Raw genomic sequence first — 20405 nt, 5'->3', positions numbered from 1 at the left:
CGGATCGGCGCGGCACGGACACGCTCGTCACGCTATGTTGTGACAGGAACGTGTGGCCTTCAGAGGGGTGACGGGGCTGTGTCGGACACGGATGGCCGGGCGGACGGTCGGCGAGGTTTCGCCGGCCTGTTGCTCGGCTTGAGGGTCCAGGCAGGCCTTTCCCAGGAGGAGTTGGCGGATCGCGCCGGGCTCAGCGTCCGGTCGATCCGGGAGATGGAGGCCGGACGCGTCGCGCGTCCGCGCAAGGACTCAGTCCGGCTGCTCGCCTCCGCGCTCGGGCTGCGGGACGGCGACACCGACCATTTCCTCGCGACCGCAGGCCACGGTTCCGCGCGCCCTGTCGTCGTCCGCACGGTTGCCGCCGCACCGGAGGTCGTCTCCGTCGCTGACCCCGCGCCGGCCGGTCTGCGCTGGCGTGGCACCCGACCGATCCCGGACGGTCTCGTCGGCCGCGAGCAGGAACTGTTCGAGCTCGAGGGCCTGCTCCGGCAGAACCGGCTCGTCACCCTCGTCGGTCCGGGTGGTGTCGGCAAGACCGAGCTCGCGCTGGCCGCGGCCGACCGGTTTTCCGGCGCCGACACGACCGTCGTGGTCGTCGACCTCACCACGGTGCAGCGCGACGCCGCCGTACCGTCGGCCATCCTCGACGCCTTCGGCACCGCACCGGGTACGGCGGACCTCGACGCCGTCCTGTCCGGTCGGCAGCCCGGCGATCTGGTCATCGTCGAGGACAACGCCGAGCACGTCCTCGACGGGGTGGCGACGGTGGCCAACCGGATGGTCCGGAGCTTCCCAGGCGTCGGTGTGCTGGTCACGTCGCGGATCCCGCTGGGTCTCCCGGATGAGGTGGTACGCCGGGTACAGGTGCTCGGCGTACCGGCGAACGACGAGAACTTCGAGGAGATCGCGGCCAGCCCGGCGGTGGAGATGTTCACCCGGCGGGTGGCGCGGGTCCGTCCGGGCTTCGCGCTGACACCCGAGAACGCGCCCACGGTCGCCCGGCTGTGCCGCCGGCTGGACGGTCTGCCGCTCGCTCTGGAGCTCGCGGCGGCGCGGGCCGGGTCGCTGACGGTGGACGCGATCCTCGCCGCGCTGGACGACCGGTTCCGGTTGCTGTCCGGGCCGCGGAGGTTCGGTGCACCGCATCAGCGGACGCTGGCCGACACGATCACCTGGAGCGTCGACGCGCTGTCGGATGCGGCGCGGCAGTTGCTCTACCGCGCCTCGGTGCTCGGCTCGCCGTTCACGCTCGAAGCAGTGGCCGGAGTCTGCACGGGAACGCCGATCGACGAGATCGACGTACCGATGCTGCTGGCCGAGCTCGTGGAGAAGTCGCTGCTGCAGCCGGTGCACGAGTTCGAGCAGCTGTACGGCGCGCGGTACAAGCAGCTGGAGACGATCCGGGAGCACGCGTACGCCGGTCTGTCGTCGCAGGGGGACGATCTGACCGAGTTCCGGGACCGGGCGGTCGCGTGGTGCTCGACGTACGTGTCGGGGCTCGAAGGCGCGTGGTCGTCGCCGGACCGCGACCGCCGGTACCGGGCCGCGCACGCGAACTCGGCGCTGTTCGAGGTCGCGCTGGAGCGGGCGGCCGAGCTGGGAGAGTGGGACGTCGCGGCGCGGATCGTCCTGGGGTTCCGGATCGCCTGGCAGTACCAGGCGAGCGTGGCCGAGAGCGGGATCCGCTGGGCGACGTTGTGCGCGGCGAACGTGGCCGACAAGGAGACCAGCGGCCGGCTGCTCGCGATCGCGGGGCGGCTGTCCAGCCTGACCGGTGACATCCGTGGCGCGCGCCGGCACTACGGGGAGGCGCGCACGCTGATCCCGGGTGAGACCGAGATGGGTCTGGTCGCGCGGGGTGGCTGGGTCTCCTCCGGCTCGCACTTGCTCGACACCCAGAGCCTGGCCGAGGTGCCGGCGCTCGTGGAGGATGCGCGCAAGCACGGCGACGTACAGCGGTCCGCGACCGTGCAGGCGATCTGCGGGCTCGCTCTGCTGCGGTGGGGCCGTTTGGTGGAGGCAAAGGAACTCCTGCTCGCGTGGGAGGCCGCGCTGGTCAATCCGGGCGTCTACCCGGACGAGATCGCGTACATGGCGCTCAGCCGCGTCGACCTCGAGCTGGGCAACCTCGCCGGCGCCCGCCACTGGGCACAGCTCGCCCGCGACAGCCAGGCGTCGGACGACCCGGAGCGCACCAAGGTGGCCGGCTGCCTGGCGATGGTCGAGTACCACGACGGCCGGTACGACGAAGCTCGGACGCTGCTCGACCAGGCGGACGCGGACATCCGCGGACATCCGCGGGCACCGCGGGTACTTCGACTACCTGGTGATGCTGTACCGGTCCCGGCTGGCCCGCGCTGCCGGTGAGGTGGAGCAGGCGCGCGCAGCTGTGCTGGACGCACTGAACCGGCTGCTGCTCGAGGGGCGGGTCGTGTACCTGCTCGAAGTACTGCCGGAGGCCGTGGCCGTGCTGCACGCGCTGGGTCGATCCGAGGCGGGCGACCGGCTGTGCGGTCAGCTGCTGGCGTGGCAACAGTCGATGGACCCGCCGATGCTGCCGACCGCGTGGGCCGTGCTCCAGGAGTCCTGCGAGAGCGCATCGGTCGCCGACGGGTGGCCCGAGCCGGATCCGGCGGCCGCGGTGCAGCGGCTGGCCAACGACGTCCTCGCCGCTCTTTCGTGACGCCGATCCGCTGAAGCTGCCGGGTAACTGCCGGTTGTTCTGCCTCGTCCCGACATACGTGCCGGACGAAGAATTACAGCCGTAGGGCAGGTTCCACAAAGCAGAGTCCGGCACCGGGCGGCAGCGGCAGCGAAGGAGCGGTGAACCATGAAGAGGCCATGGCACACCGCTGAACTGCCGAAGCGCGCGGCGGCGGCGACGCGGAGGGCATCCGGCGGCTGGTTGGTGGGGGCGCCGAGCGGCTGCCGAGAGCTCCGGGGTGCTGTGCAGTGCGGATCTGTCCTGCCTGAACCGGACGCGGTGCACCGTCAGGGCACTGCTTCCGGGGCGGGGTCCCAGCACAGGGTCAGGCACACGACACAGGGGACGAGTGCCACGACCCGGCTGGCGCCGATCAACCGGTGGGTTTGGTCACCCACCGGCGGGCCGGCCGCTGGGACCTCCCGGGACCTCGTCGAGCTCGCGGTCAGGCCGGTTCTCACGGAACCGGATACGGGGAGTAGCTCGCCGAGGACCCACCTGCTTCCGCTGACAGCCAGGGGGAGTCAGCAGGACTAGGTCGTGTCTGTGGCGCACGAGGGGACGCCATTGGCCCGGCCGTTGTCCGGAGCGAGGTGAAGGCCCGGGAGGGGTGCCTTCACCTCGCTGACGTTTTGTCCAGAAGCCACCGCGCGGCGCCCCTCTTCCGCCCCCCGCCGCGCGGTCCTCTTTCACGGGGCGAGCAGTTGGCGTGCGTCGCCGTACCCGACCACCCAGGTGGGTCTGAGACGGCAGTAGACGATGTCGTCGCCCCAGCTCGACGGTGAGCTACCGTAGTGGCCGACCAGGTACTCCTCGATCTCCGCGAAGTCGGAGTGCTCGGGGGTCAGGAACTCGACCTGTCCATGGGTGAACACGCCGATCCGTTCGCCGTCGATATACGCCACGCTCGCTGCCGGCCGTGCTCTCAGGTGCCGCGCCTTCGCCGCCGATCCGGACGTCGTGAACACCCACCTGGCGTGCAGGAAATGGCCGTCGACCGCACTGATCCGCGGCTCGCCGTGCGCGGTGACCGTGGCCAGCGACAACGTGCACATCCCGGTCAGGACCTGGACCAGCACGTCGGCGCTGAGCTGCCGCTGGTCCTTGATGATGGTGCGCAGGTGCTCGGTCGTCGTCGGGTAGACGGCGTCCATCAGCGCTTGCAACTCGGTGACTTCCGCTGCTGTTTCCCTCATCTTCAGCACTCTGGCACCGAGCGCCGACATATGACTGTCCGGTAACCTCGCTGCATGTCAGCCCGCGTGCACGTCGTCACCGACTCCACGGCTGGCCTGTCCACGCACGAGGTGCTCCGCCACCCGCTGACCGTCGTACCGCTGCAGGTCGTGATCGGCGGGACGTCGTACGACGACGGCGCCACCTCGGCCGACGCGGTCGCGGAGGCGCTGAAGACGTTCACCCCCGTCTCGACCAGCCGCCCGGCGCCGCAGACCTTCGCCGACACGTACGCCGCCCGCGCCGCGGACGGCGCCGAGGCGGTGGTGTCGATCCACCTGTCCGGCGACATGTCGGGCACGTTCGAGGCCGCGATGATCGGCGCCAAGGAGTCCCCGATCCCGGTCCGCGTGGTCGACTCGCGCTCCCTCGGGATGGGCCTGGGCTTCCCGGTCCTCGCCGCGGCCACGGCGGCCGCCGCCGGTGCCGACGCGGCCTCCGTCGAGGCGGCCGCGCGGGCCCGGATGAAGTCCACCTCGGCGTACTTCTACGTCGACACCCTCGAGTACCTCCGCCGCGGCGGCCGCATCGGCGCCGCCCAAGCCCTCCTCGGTACGGCGCTCGCGGTCAAGCCACTGCTGACGATCAGCGGCGGGCGAATCGTCCCGCTCGAGAAGGTCCGAACCTCGAGCCGCGCCATCGCCCGGCTGGCCGACATCGCCGTCCAGCGGGCCGGTGAGGCTCCTGTCCAGTTGGCCGTCCATCACCTGGCCAATCTCGAGAAGGCGCAGACGCTCGCCGACGACCTGTCCAACCGCCTGCCCGCGGCCGATGAGGTCGTCCTCCGCGAGGTCGGCGCCGTCATCGGTGCCCACGTCGGCCCCGGCTTGATCGCGGTTGTCGTCAGTCCGCGCTAGGTAGTTCTCCACAGGTTTCGATTCGTCGGTTCGCGGGGCTCGCGAACTCGTACCTTCTCCGGGCGTGAAGGTTCTCCGTCGCGTCCCCAACCCCAGCCCCGACGACGCCCGGGCCCGCGCCCTGTCCCGCCTGGGCGTGCGGCCGGCCACGCCTGCCGCCGACGGTCACCTTCACGGCGAACCCCAGGAGGACGAACCGGAGGAGCGTGATGAACAGGTGCGCGGTGGATGGATTCCCGAACAGGTCCGGCCCGAGCGGCTACGTGACGCGCGCTGGACCCTCACCCCACGGCACGTCGTCGTCCTCGTGGTTCTACTTGCAGTCGGCTTGACCTGGGCCGGCTGGTCCTTGTTCCGAGCCCGCCCCGAAGCCCTCCCCGACACCCGCCCGAGCACCGCAGCCACCGGTTCACCCGTCACCCCTAAGGAGCTCCAAACCGGCTCACTTGGATCGGGCCAGACCCAGCCCGCAGGCACCAACCAGCCACCGGGTGCTGCCACCACCCCAGGTCAAGCAGTAGTCGTCGTGCACGTCGCCGGCAAGGTGCGCCGTCCCGGCCTGATCCGCGCACCGGCAGGCTCCCGCGTCGCCGACGTACTGACCCTGGCCGGCGGCGCACTCCGCGGCGTAGACCTGACCACCCTCAACCTCGCCCGCCAGGTCACCGACGGCGAACAAATCCTCGTTGGTCAACTCAACCAACCCGCACCCACCAACCCATCAGCCGCGACCTCGTCCTCGCCGTCCAACGCCGCGAACGCCTCCGTCAACCTCAACACCGCAACCCTCGACCAGTTGGACGCCCTCCCCGGAGTAGGCCCCGTCCTCGCCCAGCGAATCCTCGACTTCCGCACCCAGAACGGCCCCTTCACCACCATCGACCAACTCCAGGAGGTCCCCGGCGTAGGCCCCAAAAAGTTCGACTCCCTAAAACCCCATGTCCACCTCTGACCCCGCCACGCCCGCTCCGGACGCGTCCGCACCGGACGCGTCCGCACCGGACGCGCCTTCGCCCAACGCGCCCGCCCCCAACACGCCCGCTCCCAACGCACCTGCTCCGGGGGAGCCTGCTTCGGACTCGCCTGTTGTGGAGGCTTTGGATGCTCGACTGCTCGTTCCGGCTGCGGCTGGGTGGCTGGCGGCGGTGGTGCTGGTTGGCCGATCGCCGCACGCCGGCGTGCTCGTCGGAGTGCTCGCTCTGGTCGCGGCAACCACCCTCGCAGTGCTCTTGCGACGGCGCCAGCTGAACCACCGGTCGAAGAACGTCGGCTGGGCAACGGCAGGAGCTTTGGTGGTCGTCGGCGGACTGGCGCTCGCGGCGGCGCTGCAGTCGGCGACGCTTCGGGCCGGCCCGGTGCGCGGACTCGCAGATGGTTCGACCTCCGTCACCGTCCGACTGAAGATCGACAGCGATCCCTCCGTCCGCCAGAGCACCACCAGCCGCCGCCCGCCGTACGTCGTGCTCAAAGCAACCATCGAGGAGGTACACACCCGAGCCGGCGCCGACCACCTGCGAACAATCCGGGTACGCACCCCGGTCCTCGTCGTGGGCACCACCAAATGGCAGACCGTCAGGTACGGCGAGCCAGTCGACGCGACCGGGAGACTCGAACGGGTCGACAACGGATCAGACGTCGCCGCAATGCTCTCGACCCGGTCACCGCCGCGGGCGGTCGACGCACCGCCATGGTGGTTACGAGCAGCCGAGAAGGTACGAGCAGGACTCCGTGACGCCGTAGCGGGCGAGCCCGACGACGTCCGCGGACTCGTACCTGCCCTCGTCATGGGCGACGTCTCCCGGGTGTCGCCCGAGCTCGACGCCGACTTCCGGACAACCGGCCTCACCCATCTCTCCGCGGTCTCCGGCACCAACCTGACGCTGCTGCTCGCCTTCCTCCTCCCACTCGCACGGGTCTCAGGCGTTCGAGCCCGCGGGCTGACCGTGGTCGGCTTGCTGACCGTCGTCGTGTTCATCGTCCTCGCGAGACCACAACCGAGCGTTCTCCGAGCGGCCGCTATGGGACTGATCGCTCTCGCGGCGATGACCGGCGGGGGAGGGCGGCGGCGCGCGGTACGGAGTCTCTCGGCGGCAGTGATCATGCTGCTTCTGCTGGACACATCGCTCGCGCGCTCGGCCGGGTTCGCGTTGTCGGTGCTCGCGACAGCGGGCATCGTCCTGCTCGGGCCGGGATGGCGTGACGCGCTGGCGAAGTGGATGCCGGGGTGGTTGGCCGAAGCGATCTCGTGTCCGCTGGCCGCGCAGATCGCCTGTACGCCGGTCGTCGCCTGGCTCTCGGGTCAGGTCTCGCTGGTGGCGGTCGGCGCCAACCTGCTGGCGGGACCAGCAGTCGGGCCGACGACGATCCTCGGATTCGTCGCGGCCGGAGTCGCCTTGATCAGCAGCGGAGCGGCGCACCTCCTCGGCTGGGCAGCCGGCTGGCCGGCGCGCTGGATCATCCTTGTCGCTGAGCAGGGCGCCGACCTCCCGGGTGCGGCGAGCACGTGGCCGGCGACTGTCGTCGGCATCGTGGTCCTGACCCTGCTCTGCGTCGCGCTCGTGCTCGGCCTGCACCGAATCCTCGCTCGCCCGATCGCGATGGTCCTCGCAGTGATCCTGCTGGCTGTCGTCATCCTGCGACCGGTCGGCCGGTTCGGCTGGCCGCCGGACGACTGGCTCTTCGTGGTCTGCGACGTCGGGCAAGGAGACGGTCTGGTCCTGCGCGCCGGCGAGGGTACGGCGGTTGTCGTCGACACCGGCCCCGATCCGGAACCGATGGACCGCTGCCTGAAGAACCTCGGCGTCAAGCACATCCCGGTCGTCGTGCTCAGCCACTTCCACGCCGACCACGTGGGTGGTCTGGCGGGAGTGCTGAACGGTCGCCGCGTCGACGAGATCGAGGTGACACCGTACTTCTCGCCGCGCGCCGAGTACGACCGCGTGAGCGACCTCGCGGCACAGCATCGGGTCGCCCTCCGGACGGTCGCGTTCCGCGAGACCCGAACGGTCGGCGCGGTGAGCTGGACAACGCTCTGGCCCGCCAAGGTCCCGGCGCTGCCGCCACCCGGTACGTCGTCCGCGACCTCGACCGATGAGGGCTCGCCGGAGAACAACGCCAGCATCGCGATGATGGTCGAGCTCGCCGGTCTCCGGATCCTGCTCACCGGCGATCTGGAACCCGAGTCGCAGCGAGCCGTCGTCGCCACCGGCGCCGACCTACGGGCCGACGTACTGAAGGTTCCGCACCATGGTTCGGCGCAGCAGGATCCCGGCTTCATCGCGGCGACGAATGCGCGCCTGGCCGTGATCTCCGCCGGCCGCGACAACGACTACGGCCACCCAGCCCCGAGAACCCTGGAGTTGCTGTCCCACAACGCGATCCGTACGGCCACAACCAATGTCAGCGGCCCGCTCGTCGTGACCAACGAGCGCAACCATCTGGCGCTCACTACCGATCCCTCACCGTGACGGCGCGAAGCTCACGACCTCGGCCGGGACTGTGTTCTCGGGCTGATCACCGAGCGACCAAGCGGCCACGCGCGAGACGATGTGCGCCGGGATGACGTCGGCGACGCCCTCGACGGCGGGGACGTCATAGGTACCGTGCGCGTCGTACGGAAGGACGACGCGGTAGCCCCGCGCAAGGGCAGTCTTCGATGTCGCGTGCACGCACATCTCCGACATCACGCCGCAGATCGCGATCGACCGCACGCCCGCCGAGACGAGAACCTCGCCGAGCGGAGTCGCGTCGAAACCGTCGTCCCGGGGCTTCCGGATCACGTGCTCGCGCGGCCCGGGCTTCACCGGCAGGTACAGCTCCCAGCCCGGCGTCTCCGGTTCGTCGTCCGCACCGGGCGGTCCGTCGTTCTGCAGGTGTACGACGACAGCGCCTGCCTCCCGCGCGCGGTCCAGCAGGCCGCCGACCCGATCCAGAAGTTGCGCCGCGCCCGGAACTGCCTCGTCGCCCGAGACGAAGGCGGTCTGCATGTCCACCACGATCAGTGCGTCGGTCGGCGCTGGGGATGACGTCATGGCGCTATCCTCGCGGGTTTGCCGAGGGCCCGCACCGGGATTGTCCGTCCGGCGTGGGATGCTGACCGGGTGGCTGCTCGTAGGGGTTCTGCACCGAAGCTCGGTGACGTACTGCTGGTGACCGGATCCGAGTCGTTCCTCGCGGATCGAGCGGTGCGATCGGCGATCGCGGCGGTGTCCAAGAACAACTCCGGGGTCGAGGTGACGGACCTCGAGGCGGTCACGCTGGACGTCGGTGTTTTCGCGGAGCTGACCGGCCCGTCGCTGTTCGCGACCGAGCGGGTGCTGGTGCTGCGCGCGCTGGAGAACCTGCCGAGCGAGATGGCGCCGCACCTGATCGAGTACGCCGGGTCGCCGGCCGACGACGTACTCGTCGTGCTCGTGCACTCTGGCGGGCAGAAGGGCAAGGGCGTCCTCGACAAGTTGCGGAAGGCATCTGTCAACGAGGTCGTCGCGACGGCACCGAAGGCGTGGGAGTTGCCGCAGTTCGTGGCTGGCGAGATCCGGTTGCACGGCGGGACGGTCGACGAGGGCGCGGCCTCTGCGCTGGTCGACGCGGTCGGGCACGATCTCCGGGCGCTGGCCGGCGCGTGCTCGCAGCTGGTGTCCGACTCGGGCGGCCAGGCGGTGACGACCGACCTGATCGGGCAGTACTTCGGAGGGCGCGCCGAGGTCACGAGTTTCGCGGTCGCGGACGCGGCGATCGCCGGTCGGACCGAGCCGGCGCTGGAGCAGCTGCGCTGGGCGCTGGACTGCGGCGTGGCGCCGGTGCTCGTGACGAGCGCGATGGCGGGTGGTTTGCGCGGGCTGGCGAAGTACGCGAGTGCTGCGAGCGGGATGCGGGACGCGGACCTGGCGCGGGAGGTCGGGGTGCCGCCGTGGAAGCTGAAGCAGCTCAAGCAGCAGGTCCGCGGCTGGACCCCCGGCGGCCTGGCGACGGCGATCAAGGCGGTCGCCCAAGCCGACGCGGACGTCAAAGGCGCCTCAGGCGACGCGGGCTACGCCCTCGAACGCATGGTCCTCACCGTCACCCGAGCCCACGGCCGCCGCTAACACCCAAGCCAACGGCCCGCTGCTGAATGAGCATTCGGGGGAGCTGGTAGGTCGGCGGCTGCCTGGGTGGGGAGCTGGCGCTCGTTTTCAGGCATGCAAAAACGATCGGCCGCCCTTTGGGGACGGGCCGATCGTTGTTGGGTCGCGTCAGAGACGCGCCCCAGGTGTCAGAGGGAAGCGGCCTTCTTGAAGATGGCCGACTTCCGGTTGGCAGCCTGGTTGGCGTGGATGACGCCCTTGCTGACGGCCTTGTCGAGCAGGCGGCCGGCGCTACGCGCGGTCTCCTGGGCCTTGTCGGCCTCGCCGGCCTCGACGGCCTCGTGGAAGCGACGAACCGCCGTCTTGAGGGTCGACTTCACCGACTTGTTGCGAAGTCGCGCCGCCTCGTTCTGGCGGTTGCGCTTGATCTGGGACTTGATGTTCGCCACGGAGCAGTGCCTCGATCAGGTTTGTGCGGTCAATACAGGATGGTGTTGCGCGCACGGCTGAACACCACCCGTTGGCGCGCGAAGAGCCAGATTACCAACAACCCTCAGCCATCACCAAACCAGCCACCGGACTAACTCCAGCCGGGAGCCGCCGGTTCACGCGCGTGCGGTGGTCTCGGCGGCGGACTTCAGCCTCGCGAGTGTGGTGTGGATGCCGTGGGCGTTGCGTGGGGTGCGGTTGCCGAAGAGTGGGCGGAACAGGAGTTTCAGGGCCGCGGGACGGTGGTCGGTCCAGGACTCGGTGACTGTGCAGCGGTCCGCGGTCGGGGTGAAGGAGTAGTCCCACAGCGAGATCGGGATCGGGCCGAAGGTGATCTCGAAGGCGAAGCGGCGGCCCGGGTCCGCGGCCACCACCTTCCCGAAGGTGAACCAGCGCACGACCCCGACGCGGTTGTGCCCGACGAACCGGGCACCTAGCGCGGGCCTACCAGCAGACGACCAGGTCACCTTGGTGCATTCGGGGCTCCACTCGCCCATGCGGGGTAGATCGCTGACCAATCGATACAGTGCGTCAGCGCTCGACTGCACTGTGATGGACTCGGCCAGATCGGGCATCGGGATTTCCCTTGCTGTCGGCAGTCAGCTGTTGTGCTGAGCGTGACATCGCCGGGGACGTGACGGCATACTCGGGGCCCCGTGACGCCGATCACCGCGGTGTCGGGATGTCCGCGAGCCAAAGCTCCACCATCGCTCCGTCCAAGCCCTGGAGGAACTCCCTTGCCCCGCAAACGCCAGGCGATTCTCGTCGCCTCCGCGCTGATCGCTGCCATGGCCGGTGTCCCCGTCCTGGTCAGTGCCGCCCACGCCAACCAGCCCGCGGCGGCGACCACCGCCGACCCGGCGGTGAAACGCTCCGAGACCGGCTCGTACATCGTCCAGCTCGACGATTCCCCGGTCGCGGAGTACGACGGTGACATCGCCGGCCTGGCCGCCACCAAGGTCCTGCCCGGCGCCAAGCTGCTGAAGACCGCCGCGCCGGTCGTCGACTACGTGAAGCATCTCGCCGCCGAGCGCGACGGCGTCCTCGCCGAGGTCCCGGCCGTCAAGAAGCTGTACGACTACAGCTACACGTACGCCGGCTTCTCCGCCGAGATGTCGTACGACGACGCGGTCAAGCTGGCCAAGTCGTCGGGCGTGAAGAGTGTTGAGCCGAGCGAGATCGAGCACGCCGACACCGTCGACACGCCGCGCTTCCTCGGCCTGTCCGGCAAGGGCGGCGCCTGGCAGCAGGCGGGTGGTGTCGACAAGGCCGGCGACGGCGTGATCATCGGGATGATCGACTCCGGCTACGTCCCGGAGCGCGCGAGCTTCGCACCGATCAAGACCTCCAAGCAGTCGGACGCGCTGATCGCGAAGAAGTGGAAGGGCACCTGCCAGGCCGGCGAGGAGGCGCCCGTCACCTGCAACAACAAGGTGATCGGCGCCCGGTACTTCGACAAGGGCATCGGCAACCGCCCGATCCCGGAGGAGTTCAAGTCTCCGCGTGACTACGGCGGCCACGGCACGCACACCGCGAGTACGGCGGCCGGCAACTACGGCGTCGATATGACCGTGATGGGCCGCGACTACGGCAAGGGCTCCGGTATGGCGCCGCACGCCCGTCTCGCGATCTACAAGGCGCTGTGGGCCGTCGACGCGACCGGCGGCGGCAGCGGTACGGACGCCGACATCGTGGCCGCGATCGACGCCGCGGTCTCCGACGGCGTGGACGTCATCAACTACTCGATCTCCGGCAGCGGGTCGACGTACGTGAACGCCACCGGGCTCGCGTTCCTGCGGGCTGCCAAGGCGGGCGTGTTCGTCGCGACCAGCGCGGGCAACACCGGTCCGGGTGACGCGACGGTCGGCAAGACGTACCCCTGGGTCACGTCGGTTGCCAACGGCACCCATGACCGCGACATCCAGACCACGGTCACGTTGGGCAACGGCAAGTCCTACACCGGCGCGGGTATCGGTGCCGGTGTACCGCAGGCGCCGGTGGTCCTCGCCAAGGACGCAGGCCTGGACGGAGCCGACCCGGCCAACCTCGTGCTCTGCCAGGCGAACACGCTCGACCCGGCGAAGGTCAAGGGCAAGATCGTGGTCTGCGACCGCGGCGTCAACGCCCGCGTCGACAAGAGCCTGCAGGTGGAGAACGCCGGCGGCGTCGGCATGATCCTGCTCAACATCACTCCGGGCACCCTCGACTCCGACCTGCACTCGGTCCCGACCGTCCACCTCGACGACACCAAAGCGCCGGAGGTCAAGGCGTACGTCGGCGGCACCGCCAACGCGACCGCGACGATCAGCGCCGGTACGCCGGTCCGCGTCACCGCGCCGAAGGTCGCGGCCTCGTCGAGCCGTGGTCCGTCCCCGGCCGGCAACGGCGACCTGCTGAAGCCGGACATCATGGCGCCGGGCACGAACGTGCTGGCCGCGACGACCGCGTTCAGCGCGGCCGGTGGCGAGTACGCGTTCATGAGCGGTACGTCGATGTCCACGCCGCACATCTCCGGGATCGCGGCGGTCCTCAAGAGCAAGCACCCGACCTGGTCCCCGATGGCGATCAAGTCCGCGATGATGACGACCGCCACCGACAGGGACACCAGCGGCAAGCCGATCCAGAACGACTCCGGCTCGCCCGCGAACCCGTTCGGGTACGGCGCCGGCGAGGTGCAGCCGAAGCTCGGGATGGACCCGGGCCTGGTCTACGACTCGACGTACACCGACTGGACGAAGTTCATCTGCGGGTCCGGTCAGGTGCCGAGCACGCACGAGCTGTGCGCAGGAGGCAAGATCGACCTGAGCGACCTCAACTACCCGACGATCGCGATCGGTGATCTGGCCGGCAAGCAGACCGTGACCCGGACCGTGACGAACGTCGGCAAGACCCCCGAGGTCTACTTCCCGAAGGTCGAGGGCCTGAAGGGTCTCAAGGTGACGGTCTCGCCGCGGATCCTGATCACGCTGCCCGGCCACAGCACGACGTACAAGGTCACGGTCGAGAACGACGGCGCCCCGCTGGAGCAGTACTCGTTCGGTCGCCTGGTCTGGAAGTCGGCGCAGCACTCGGTCGCCAGCACCCTCGCGATCAAGCCGCTCACGGTGAAGGCCCCGGTCCAGGTCAACGGCACCGGCACGGCCGGCTCCGTCGACGTCCCGATCACCTCCGGGTACGCCGGGACGCTCAACACCACCGCAGTGGGCCTGACCCCGGCGACCGTGAACGACGCGACGCTGAAGGACCCGGGCGGCGTGTCGTTCCCGACGACGGCACCCAAAGCCAACGACCACGTCGCGAAGTTCACCGTGAACGTCCCGGCGGGTACGACGTACGCCCGGTTCTCCACGTTCGACGCGGACTACCCGGCCGGCACCGACCTGGATGTCTTCGTCTACAAGGCCGGTACGACGTCTCTGCTCGGCAGCAGCACCGGCGGGTCAGCAGAGGAACAGGTAAACCTCGCCCAGCCCGCAGGCGGCCAAGTGGACGTGTACGTCGACCTGTACGCCGGAGCGAGCGAGCAGGTGGTCAAACTCGACCACTGGGAGCTGCAGAAGGCTGAAGGCAATCTGACCGCCACACCGGCCAGCCAGCAGGTGACGGTCGCCGGCCTGACCAGCGTGACCGCGTCCTGGACCGGTCTGACCGCAGGCACGAGGTACCTGGGCCAACTGCACTTCTCCGACGGCGCCGACGGCTCCGGCTCCACCATCGTCCGCGTAGACAGCTGAACAACGCCGACAGCTGAACAACGCAGAAGGGCGGCCCGGCACACCACCGGGCCGCCCTTCCGCGTTTTCACTGCTGCAGGAAAGTGAAGCTGTCCGCCTCCTTGATGAGCAGCTTGCACGAACCGGACGTGACGTCGCAGCGGTACAGCTCGTTGCGGATCTGGCTGCCGTCCTTGGCCTCGTTGAGCGTCAGGAGTTGCGTCCCGTTCTCGAAGGCCGGCTCCGGCAGCACGTCCCACATGCGACCCGGCACTTGGAGCTTGGTGACCTGACCGGTGTTCACGTCGATCGCCACGCCCAGTGCACCCTGGACCATCGTCCGGCCGTCAGGGGACAGCACCGGATACAGGTGCTCCGAGCCCTGGTCGCAGTATTCGCGCAGCACCTTGAAGCTCTCCTCCCGCAGCACGCCGGCGTTGATGCACCGCTTGCCGCCGGCCTGGGTCGACACAGCGATGGTCCCGGCGCCCTTGGGAACCGATGCGCTGCCGTCGAAACCAGGAATCGCCACGGTGCGCTTCGCGCCCGTCGACGGTTTCCAGACGATCAGCTCGGCTTTGCCGGTGGTCATCCAGACCCCGTCCTGGTTCCAGCCGACGATGTCCGGGTGCCAGGACCCAGCGGGCAGCTTTGCGACCTGCCGGCCGGACTGGACGTCGACGACGATGACCTGGCCCTTGGTATTGGACAGGTAGTGCCACATCGCGACCTGCTTGCGGTCAGGCGACAGGGTGTTCTGGTCGGACCGCTCCGGACCGAGCTGCTGGAACGTACCGTTCGGCCGCAGGATGCCGGTCTCGAACGCACCGATCTTGGCCATCCGGATGCCCATCCAGCCGCCGGCCACGCGCTGGAAGTACGAGTTGCCGAAACCCTTCGGCAGCTTCACCTTCTGCGTGCCGTCGTACAGCGTCGACGTCGCCGGGTTCATGTACGGGAGCTCGGGCGCGGCCCCGGACACGGGAGGTGCCGGCTGGCGCGCCGGCGCGCTGTTGTCACCGGACCGGGTCAGCAAGGAGGCGGCGATCACAGCGATCACAACGACCGCGGCGGCGGCCGCGAGGACCGGCCAGTGGCGGCGCCGGCGGGTCAGGTCCAGGCCGGGGCCTTCGGCGTCGTCGGGGACGGTGGCGGCCTCGGCGCTCAGGTAGTCGCGGAGCCGCGTCTCGGTGTCGGTCATCGGAGCTCCTTCAGGCGTTCGGTCAGGACCGCGATGCCGCGCGACGAGGTGGCGCGTGCGGAGGATTCGCTGATCCCGAGAATCTGGGCGATCTCGGCGAAGGCGAGATCGAGGTAATACCGGAGGACGAGCACCTCGCGTGTCCGCCGAGGGAGCGCCTGGAGCGCTCGCTGGACCTCCGACCGCGCCTCGCCCAGTACGACGTCGCTCTCGGCGGAGTCACCAGGCGCCTGATGCGGTGGGATGTAGAGCCGCGCCACCTTGCGCCGTCGCAGTACCGACCGGCTCCGGTTCACCACGGCGGTTCGCAGGTAGGCGAGCGCCGCATCGGACCCGCGCAGCGGCCAGCGCCGATACAGCTCGGCGAAAGCCTCCTGTACGACGTCCTCCGCCGCCGGCCGGTCGTCCACCATCAGCACCGCCAGCCGGAGCAGCCCGACCCAATGCTGTTGGTACAGCGCCGACACCGCCACGCGCGCATGCACCTGCGCCGGGGGTCTGATGCTCACCAAGGGATTCGTCACACCTCTACAGACGCGCGGCGTTCAGAAACGCTGCATTCGTTCGCGGACCCAGTCGAGGTGGACCAGTGCGCTCTGGCGCTGCCACTGGCGGACCGTCGGCAACCCAGGTGGCGCCGGCTGCGCCGCACCCCACCACATCCCGCCTGCGATCGCCGCGATGAGCCCCGTGATCCCGGGATCGTCGGGCAGCTCCGGCAGGGTCACCGACTCGCGCATCTCCGCCTGCAGGATCACCGTGTCCGTCCAGCGTGGCGCCAGCCCCGGGTGCGCCCAGTCGATGAACACCACCCGGTCGTCGGTCAGGATGATGTTGTCCGCCCGCAGGTCGTAGTGCGCCAGCGCCTTGCCCTCGGCCAGCGCCCGCAGCCCCGTTCGCGCCAGCTCGGCGAACTCCTCTGGATCCACCCAGGACGGTACGGCGAGACCGTCCGCCAGCACGTTCTCCCACCGGCTCAGGAAGTCGTGGCTCCGAACGGCGATCACCGGCGCCTCTGACCACGGTGACGGGTCCAGGGCGTCGGTCAGCTCGTCCAGCGCGCCGAGTACCCGGTCCGCCTCCACCTGCGACCACGGGTGCCGGGGCAGGTGACCGGAGATGTCCTCGAACAGCAGCCCGACCCACTCGCCGTCGTCGTACACGTCGTACATCTGCGGGGCCATCGGGAGCGGGCCGATCGCGCGCATCGCGGTGATCTCCTGGCGGAACAGCTCCGGGGTCTTCGGGTTCAGCGGCGTACCGGCGGCCTTGACGAAGGCTCGGCGACCGGACGCGGTGACGAGGCGGGCGGCCGTGCCGGGGGAGAAGCCGCCCTGCTGGTTGTCGGCCGAGATCACGACCGAACCGAGCGTGCGTTCCACCCAGGCCCGCACGGCGGCGGGCAACTCCTCATACGGCAACCGGACCCCAGCAGCATGCGCCATGCGTCACCACGCTAGCGGTCCCGCGCCAGTGATTTTCGAATCCGCTGGACCCCCATGGGATGATTGATCAGATACCCACGTACCAGACCAGATTTGGATCACTCCGTGCCCGTTGGCCCCACGACAGTGCCGCAGCCGGGTCGTACCGACCCGTCGCTGATCCGGAACTTCTGCATCATCGCCCACATCGACCACGGCAAGTCGACGCTGGCCGACCGGATGCTGCAGATCACCGGGGTGGTCGACGACCGCTCGATGCGGGCGCAGTACCTGGACCGGATGGACATCGAGCGTGAGCGCGGGATCACGATCAAGTCGCAGGCGGTCCGGCTGCCGTTCACGCCGGGCCCCGACACCCCGGGCGGCCTGCTCGCCCCGGACGGTACGACGTACATCCTGAACATGATCGACACGCCCGGGCACGTCGACTTCACGTACGAGGTCTCGCGGTCGCTGGAGGCGTGTGAGGGTGCCGTCCTGCTGGTCGACGCCGCGCAGGGGATCGAAGCGCAGACGCTGGCGAACCTGTACCTCGCGCTGAACGCGGACCTGCACATCATCCCGGTGCTGAACAAGATCGACCTGCCGAGCGCGCAGCCGGAGAAGTACGCCGCCGAGCTGGCGCACATCATCGGCTGCGACCCGTCGGACGTGCTGAAGGTCTCGGCCAAGACCGGCGAGGGGGTCGAGGAGCTGCTGAGTGAGATCGTCGCCCAGGTCGACCCGCCGAAGGGTGTCAAGGACGCGCCGCCGCGGGCTCTGATCTTCGACTCCGTCTACGACACCTACCGCGGCGTGGTCACCTACGTCCGGGTCGTCGACGGCGAGCTGACCCACCGGGACCGGATCAAGATGATGTCGACCGGCGCGGTGCACGAGATGCTCGAGGTGGGCGTCATCTCGCCGGAGCCGGCGAAGTCGCCGAGCATCGGGGTCGGCGAGGTCGGCTACCTGATCACCGGCGTGAAGGACGTCCGCCAGTCCCGGGTCGGTGACACCGTTACCGCGGCCGTGCACGGCGCGACCGAACCGCTCGGCGGCTACAAGCACCCGCAACCGATGGTGTACTCCGGGCTGTTCCCGATCGACGGTGACGACTACCCGACGCTGCGTGACGCGCTGGAGCGACTGCAGTTGAACGACGCGGCGCTGCAGTACGAGCCGGAGACCTCGGGCGCGCTCGGGTTCGGCTTCCGCTGCGGCTTCCTCGGCCTGCTGCACATGGAGATCGTCCGGGAGCGGCTCGAGCGCGAGTTCGACCTGGACCTGATCTCGACCGCGCCGAACGTCGTCTACCGGATCGAGATGGAGGACGGCAAGGAGCACGTCGTCACCAACCCGAGCGAGTTCCCCGAAGGCAAGATCGCCGACATCTACGAGCCGGTCGTGAAGGCGACGATCCTCAGCCCGAAGGACTACATCGGCGTCATCATGGAGCTGTGCCAGACCAAGCGGGGCAACCTGCAGGGCATGGAGTACCTGTCCGAGGACCGGGTCGAGCTCCGCTACACGCTGCCGCTGGCCGAGATCGTCTTCGACTTCTTCGACCAGCTGAAGTCCAAGACCAAGGGGTACGCGTCGCTGGACTACGAGCCGACCGGTGAGCAGGCGGCTCAGCTGGTCAAGGTGGACATCCTGCTGCAGGGCGAGACCGTCGACGCGTTCTCGGCGATCGTGCACCGCGACAATGCGTACTCGTACGGCGTCGCGCTGGCCGGCAAGCTGAAGGACCTGATCCCGCGGCAGCAGTTCGAGGTGCCGATCCAGGCTGCGATCGGGTCCCGGATCATCGCCCGCGAGTCGATCCGCGCGATCCGCAAGGACGTGCTGGCCAAGTGCTACGGCGGTGACATCACCCGGAAGCGCAAGCTGCTCGAGAAGCAGAAGGAAGGCAAGAAGCGGATGAAGATGGTCGGCCGCGTCGAGGTCCCCCAGGAGGCCTTCATCGCCGCCCTCCGGACGTCCGACACCGCCGAGAAGGCCGGCAAGAAGTAGGTGTCCGCCGTCGCGATCCCCGAGGGCCTGCTGGTCGTCGGGTCGCGCGGTCAGGACTGGGCCGACTGGCTCGACCGGTTGCCGCGGGTGACGCGTGACCTGCTCGACGAGTGGGAGTTGCGGGTCGACGGCGCGTCGGCGTACGGGAACTGTGCGCTGGTCGTGCCGGTGCTGACGCGTGACGGCGAGCGGGCGGTGCTGAAGGTGCAGTTCCCGCACTGGGAGGCGGAGACCGAGCACCTCGCGCTGCGGACCTGGGCCGGCAACGGCGCGGTCCAGCTGCTGCGAGCGGATCCGCGCCGGTTCGCGATGCTGCTCGAGCGGTTGCAGCCGCGGGACCTGACCACGATCGACACGCTGGACGCGTGCGAGATCGTTGGCGGCACCTACAAGCGGTTGCATGTCCCGGCGGGACCGCAGTTCCGGACCCTGTCCGGGGAGCTGGCCCGGTGGGTGGAGCGGTTCCGCAAGCTGCCCGCGTCCGCGCCGGTCCCGCATCGGTACGTCGAGCAGGCGATCTCGCTGTCCGAGGACTTCATCGCGGATCCGGCCACCGACGGCACGCTGATCCACACCGACCTGCACTACGAGAACATGCTCGCCGCCGACCGTGAACCGTGGCTGGTGATCGACCCGAAGCCGCTGTCCGGTGACCCGCATTTCGAGGTCGCGCCGCTGGTCTGGAACCGCTGGGACGAGGTGACGGCCGCGCACGACCTCCGCTTCGCCGTCCGGCAACGGTTCTGGACCACGATCGACGCGGCCGGCTTCGAGGAGGAGCGGGCCCGCAACTGGGTGATCGTCCGCCAGATGCTCAACGTCCTGTGGACGCTGGAGAGCGCCAGTACGGACGAGTCTCTGCCCCAGGACTGGCTCACCCGCAACATCGCCATCGTCAAAGCCATCCAGGACTGACTCCACCAGCTGGCCCGGGCGGGCGTGGTGGGTGAACACAGGATCTGGTGGGTGAGCACAGGCAATAACAGGTCTCCACCCACCAGTTCCTGTCTTCAGCCCCCGATCGCGCCATCTCAGACCGCTCCGGTCGGGCGTGAGGTGGCAGACATTCTGTTGTAGTTAGTAGTTACTACCTACTAACTTCGGGGTCATGGTGGCGCGGATGACCCAGCAGCAGCGGCGGGAGCAGATTCTCGGGATCGCGGAGCAGGAGTTCGCGACGGCGGGGCTGTACGGCGCCTCGACGGAGACGATCGCCCGTCGCGCGGAGATCACGCAGGCCTACGTGTTCCGGTTGTTCGGGACGAAGAAGCAGCTGTTCGTGGAGTGCGTGGATGCCGCGTTCGGGCGGATGGCGACGGCGATGCTCGCGGCGGCGGGCGGGGCGCGGGGGATCGAGGCGCTGACCGCGATGGGGCAGGAGTACAACGACATGCTCGCCGATCGCACCACGCTGCTGCTCCAACTGCAGGGCACCGCCGCGGCCGCGGCGGGCGACGGTGAGGTACGGGACGCCGTCCGCGCGAGCTTCGCCCGGCTCTGGCAGGCGGTCGCCGAGACTGCGGACGTGGACCCGGTGACCGTCAAGGCGTTCCTTGCCTTCGGCATGCTTCTCAACACGAACGCGGCGCTCGACCTCCCGCAGGTCGACGAGCCGTGGTCCCACCAGGTCCGGACCCGGATCAAACCCGGCCTCTTCAACCACATCAACACCGAGACCAACCAATGACCTCGGGAGTCGCCG

General features: G+C 69.4%; 17 protein-coding genes. 10 read left to right on the top strand and 7 right to left on the bottom strand.

The annotated features are described in order from the left end of the window. Positions 1-78 precede the first annotated feature (78 nt). Both AC0662_RS26100 and AC0662_RS26095 read left to right on the top strand, forming a co-directional pair. Positions 79-2367: an ATP-binding protein gene (locus tag AC0662_RS26100; protein ID WP_478303848.1), complete on the top strand. Its 2289-nt coding sequence runs from the start codon at positions 79-81 to the stop codon at positions 2365-2367. After that, positions 2330-2683 carry a hypothetical protein gene (locus AC0662_RS26095; protein WP_478303846.1) on the top strand — a complete coding sequence of 118 codons (354 nt, stop codon included), beginning with the start codon at positions 2330-2332 and terminating at the stop codon, positions 2681-2683. The genes AC0662_RS26100 and AC0662_RS26095 overlap by 38 nt, the downstream gene beginning before the upstream one ends. A gap of 710 nt (positions 2684-3393) precedes the next feature. Here the strand turns inward: AC0662_RS26095 and AC0662_RS26090 are convergent. Then, positions 3394-3900, bottom strand: a complete 507-nt coding sequence (locus AC0662_RS26090) for a pyridoxamine 5'-phosphate oxidase family protein (RefSeq protein ID WP_478303844.1) — start codon at positions 3898-3900, stop codon at positions 3394-3396. A 54-nt stretch (positions 3901-3954) separates the two neighbouring features. Here AC0662_RS26090 and AC0662_RS26085 point away from each other — a divergent pair, with 54 nt between their 5' ends. The 3 genes from AC0662_RS26085 (at position 3955) to AC0662_RS26075 (ending at position 8264) form a co-directional block, all read left to right on the top strand. Continuing rightward, a complete protein-coding gene (locus tag AC0662_RS26085; RefSeq protein WP_452194531.1) occupies positions 3955-4797 on the top strand; it encodes a DegV family protein in 843 nt (280 codons plus the stop codon). Between the two features lie 64 nt (positions 4798-4861). Then, complete coding sequence (locus tag AC0662_RS26080; RefSeq protein ID WP_478303842.1) at positions 4862-5749, top strand: ComEA family DNA-binding protein; 888 nt, start codon at positions 4862-4864, stop codon at positions 5747-5749. Positions 5750-5885: 136 nt separating this feature from the next. Continuing rightward, the gene (locus AC0662_RS26075) at positions 5886-8264 is read left to right on the top strand and encodes a ComEC/Rec2 family competence protein (RefSeq protein WP_478304214.1); all 2379 of its coding nucleotides are present in this window, start codon (positions 5886-5888) and stop codon (positions 8262-8264) included. On the opposite strand, the gene AC0662_RS26070 is transcribed toward AC0662_RS26075, so the two are convergent. Next, on the bottom strand, positions 8256-8828 hold the full coding sequence (locus AC0662_RS26070; RefSeq protein WP_478303840.1) for an isochorismatase family protein: 573 nt from the start codon (positions 8826-8828) through the stop codon (positions 8256-8258). The genes AC0662_RS26075 and AC0662_RS26070 overlap by 9 nt on opposite strands. Before the next feature lie 69 nt (positions 8829-8897). On the opposite strand from AC0662_RS26070, the gene holA reads away from it, so the two are divergent. After that, positions 8898-9881 carry a DNA polymerase III subunit delta gene (gene holA / locus AC0662_RS26065; protein WP_452194524.1) on the top strand — a complete coding sequence of 328 codons (984 nt, stop codon included), beginning with the start codon at positions 8898-8900 and terminating at the stop codon, positions 9879-9881. Between the two features lie 167 nt (positions 9882-10048). On the opposite strand, the gene rpsT is transcribed toward holA, so the two are convergent. Together rpsT and AC0662_RS26055 are read right to left on the bottom strand one after the other, a co-directional pair. After that, positions 10049-10309, bottom strand: coding sequence for a 30S ribosomal protein S20 (rpsT, locus tag AC0662_RS26060; RefSeq protein ID WP_452194522.1), 261 nt, complete (start codon positions 10307-10309; stop codon positions 10049-10051). 156 nt (positions 10310-10465) lie between these two features. Beyond that, positions 10466-10924, bottom strand: coding sequence for an SRPBCC family protein (locus tag AC0662_RS26055; RefSeq protein ID WP_478303837.1), 459 nt, complete (start codon positions 10922-10924; stop codon positions 10466-10468). Positions 10925-11086: 162 nt separating this feature from the next. On the opposite strand from AC0662_RS26055, the gene AC0662_RS26050 reads away from it, so the two are divergent. Then, complete coding sequence (locus AC0662_RS26050) at positions 11087-14083, top strand: S8 family serine peptidase (protein WP_452194518.1); 2997 nt, start codon at positions 11087-11089, stop codon at positions 14081-14083. A 67-nt stretch (positions 14084-14150) separates the two neighbouring features. Here the strand turns inward: AC0662_RS26050 and AC0662_RS26045 are convergent, their stop codons facing one another. From AC0662_RS26045 to AC0662_RS26035, 3 genes are read right to left on the bottom strand one after another with little or no spacing between them, the layout of a single operon-like run. Continuing rightward, entirely contained in the window at positions 14151-15263 is a 1113-nt protein-coding gene (locus tag AC0662_RS26045) for a hypothetical protein (protein WP_478303835.1), read from the bottom strand. After that, positions 15260-15772: an RNA polymerase sigma factor gene (locus AC0662_RS26040; protein ID WP_478303833.1), complete on the bottom strand. Its 513-nt coding sequence runs from the start codon at positions 15770-15772 to the stop codon at positions 15260-15262. Before AC0662_RS26040 ends, AC0662_RS26045 begins: the two co-directional genes overlap by 4 nt. Before the next feature lie 36 nt (positions 15773-15808). Further along, positions 15809-16708, bottom strand: a complete 900-nt coding sequence (locus AC0662_RS26035) for a phosphotransferase family protein (protein WP_452194512.1) — start codon at positions 16706-16708, stop codon at positions 15809-15811. Positions 16709-16813: 105 nt separating this feature from the next. Here AC0662_RS26035 and lepA point away from each other — a divergent pair, with 105 nt between their 5' ends. From lepA to AC0662_RS26020, 3 genes are all read left to right on the top strand, one after another. Then, positions 16814-18703 (top strand): translation elongation factor 4, encoded by a 1890-nt coding sequence (gene lepA / locus AC0662_RS26030; protein ID WP_452194510.1) that lies wholly within the window; start codon positions 16814-16816, stop codon positions 18701-18703. Next, positions 18704-19618, top strand: a complete 915-nt coding sequence (locus tag AC0662_RS26025; protein WP_452194508.1) for an aminoglycoside phosphotransferase family protein — start codon at positions 18704-18706, stop codon at positions 19616-19618. Positions 19619-19823: 205 nt separating this feature from the next. Continuing rightward, positions 19824-20390, top strand: coding sequence for a TetR/AcrR family transcriptional regulator (locus tag AC0662_RS26020; RefSeq protein ID WP_478303830.1), 567 nt, complete (start codon positions 19824-19826; stop codon positions 20388-20390). Positions 20391-20405 lie beyond the last annotated feature (15 nt).

The sequence above is a fragment of the Kribbella sp. NPDC043289 genome, from assembly GCF_056436705.1.
This window is presented reverse-complemented; position numbering and strand designations above follow the sequence as displayed.

What these genes read in the sequence shown, in the direction of transcription:
- AC0662_RS26090 (WP_478303844.1), bottom strand. Translation starts at nt 3,900, where the DNA reads ATGAGGGAAACAGCAGCGGAAGTCACCGAGTTGCAAGCGCTGATGGAC.
- AC0662_RS26085 (WP_452194531.1), top strand. Translation starts at nt 3,955, where the DNA reads ATGTCAGCCCGCGTGCACGTCGTCACCGACTCCACGGCTGGCCTGTCC.
- AC0662_RS26055 (WP_478303837.1), bottom strand. Translation starts at nt 10,924, where the DNA reads ATGCCCGATCTGGCCGAGTCCATCACAGTGCAGTCGAGCGCTGACGCA.
- AC0662_RS26020 (WP_478303830.1), top strand. Translation starts at nt 19,824, where the DNA reads ATGACCCAGCAGCAGCGGCGGGAGCAGATTCTCGGGATCGCGGAGCAG.
- AC0662_RS26045 (WP_478303835.1), bottom strand. Translation starts at nt 15,263, where the DNA reads ATGACCGACACCGAGACGCGGCTCCGCGACTACCTGAGCGCCGAGGCC.
- AC0662_RS26070 (WP_478303840.1), bottom strand. Translation starts at nt 8,828, where the DNA reads ATGACGTCATCCCCAGCGCCGACCGACGCACTGATCGTGGTGGACATG.
- AC0662_RS26035 (WP_452194512.1), bottom strand. Translation starts at nt 16,708, where the DNA reads ATGGCGCATGCTGCTGGGGTCCGGTTGCCGTATGAGGAGTTGCCCGCC.
- AC0662_RS26095 (WP_478303846.1), top strand. Translation starts at nt 2,330, where the DNA reads ATGCTGTACCGGTCCCGGCTGGCCCGCGCTGCCGGTGAGGTGGAGCAG.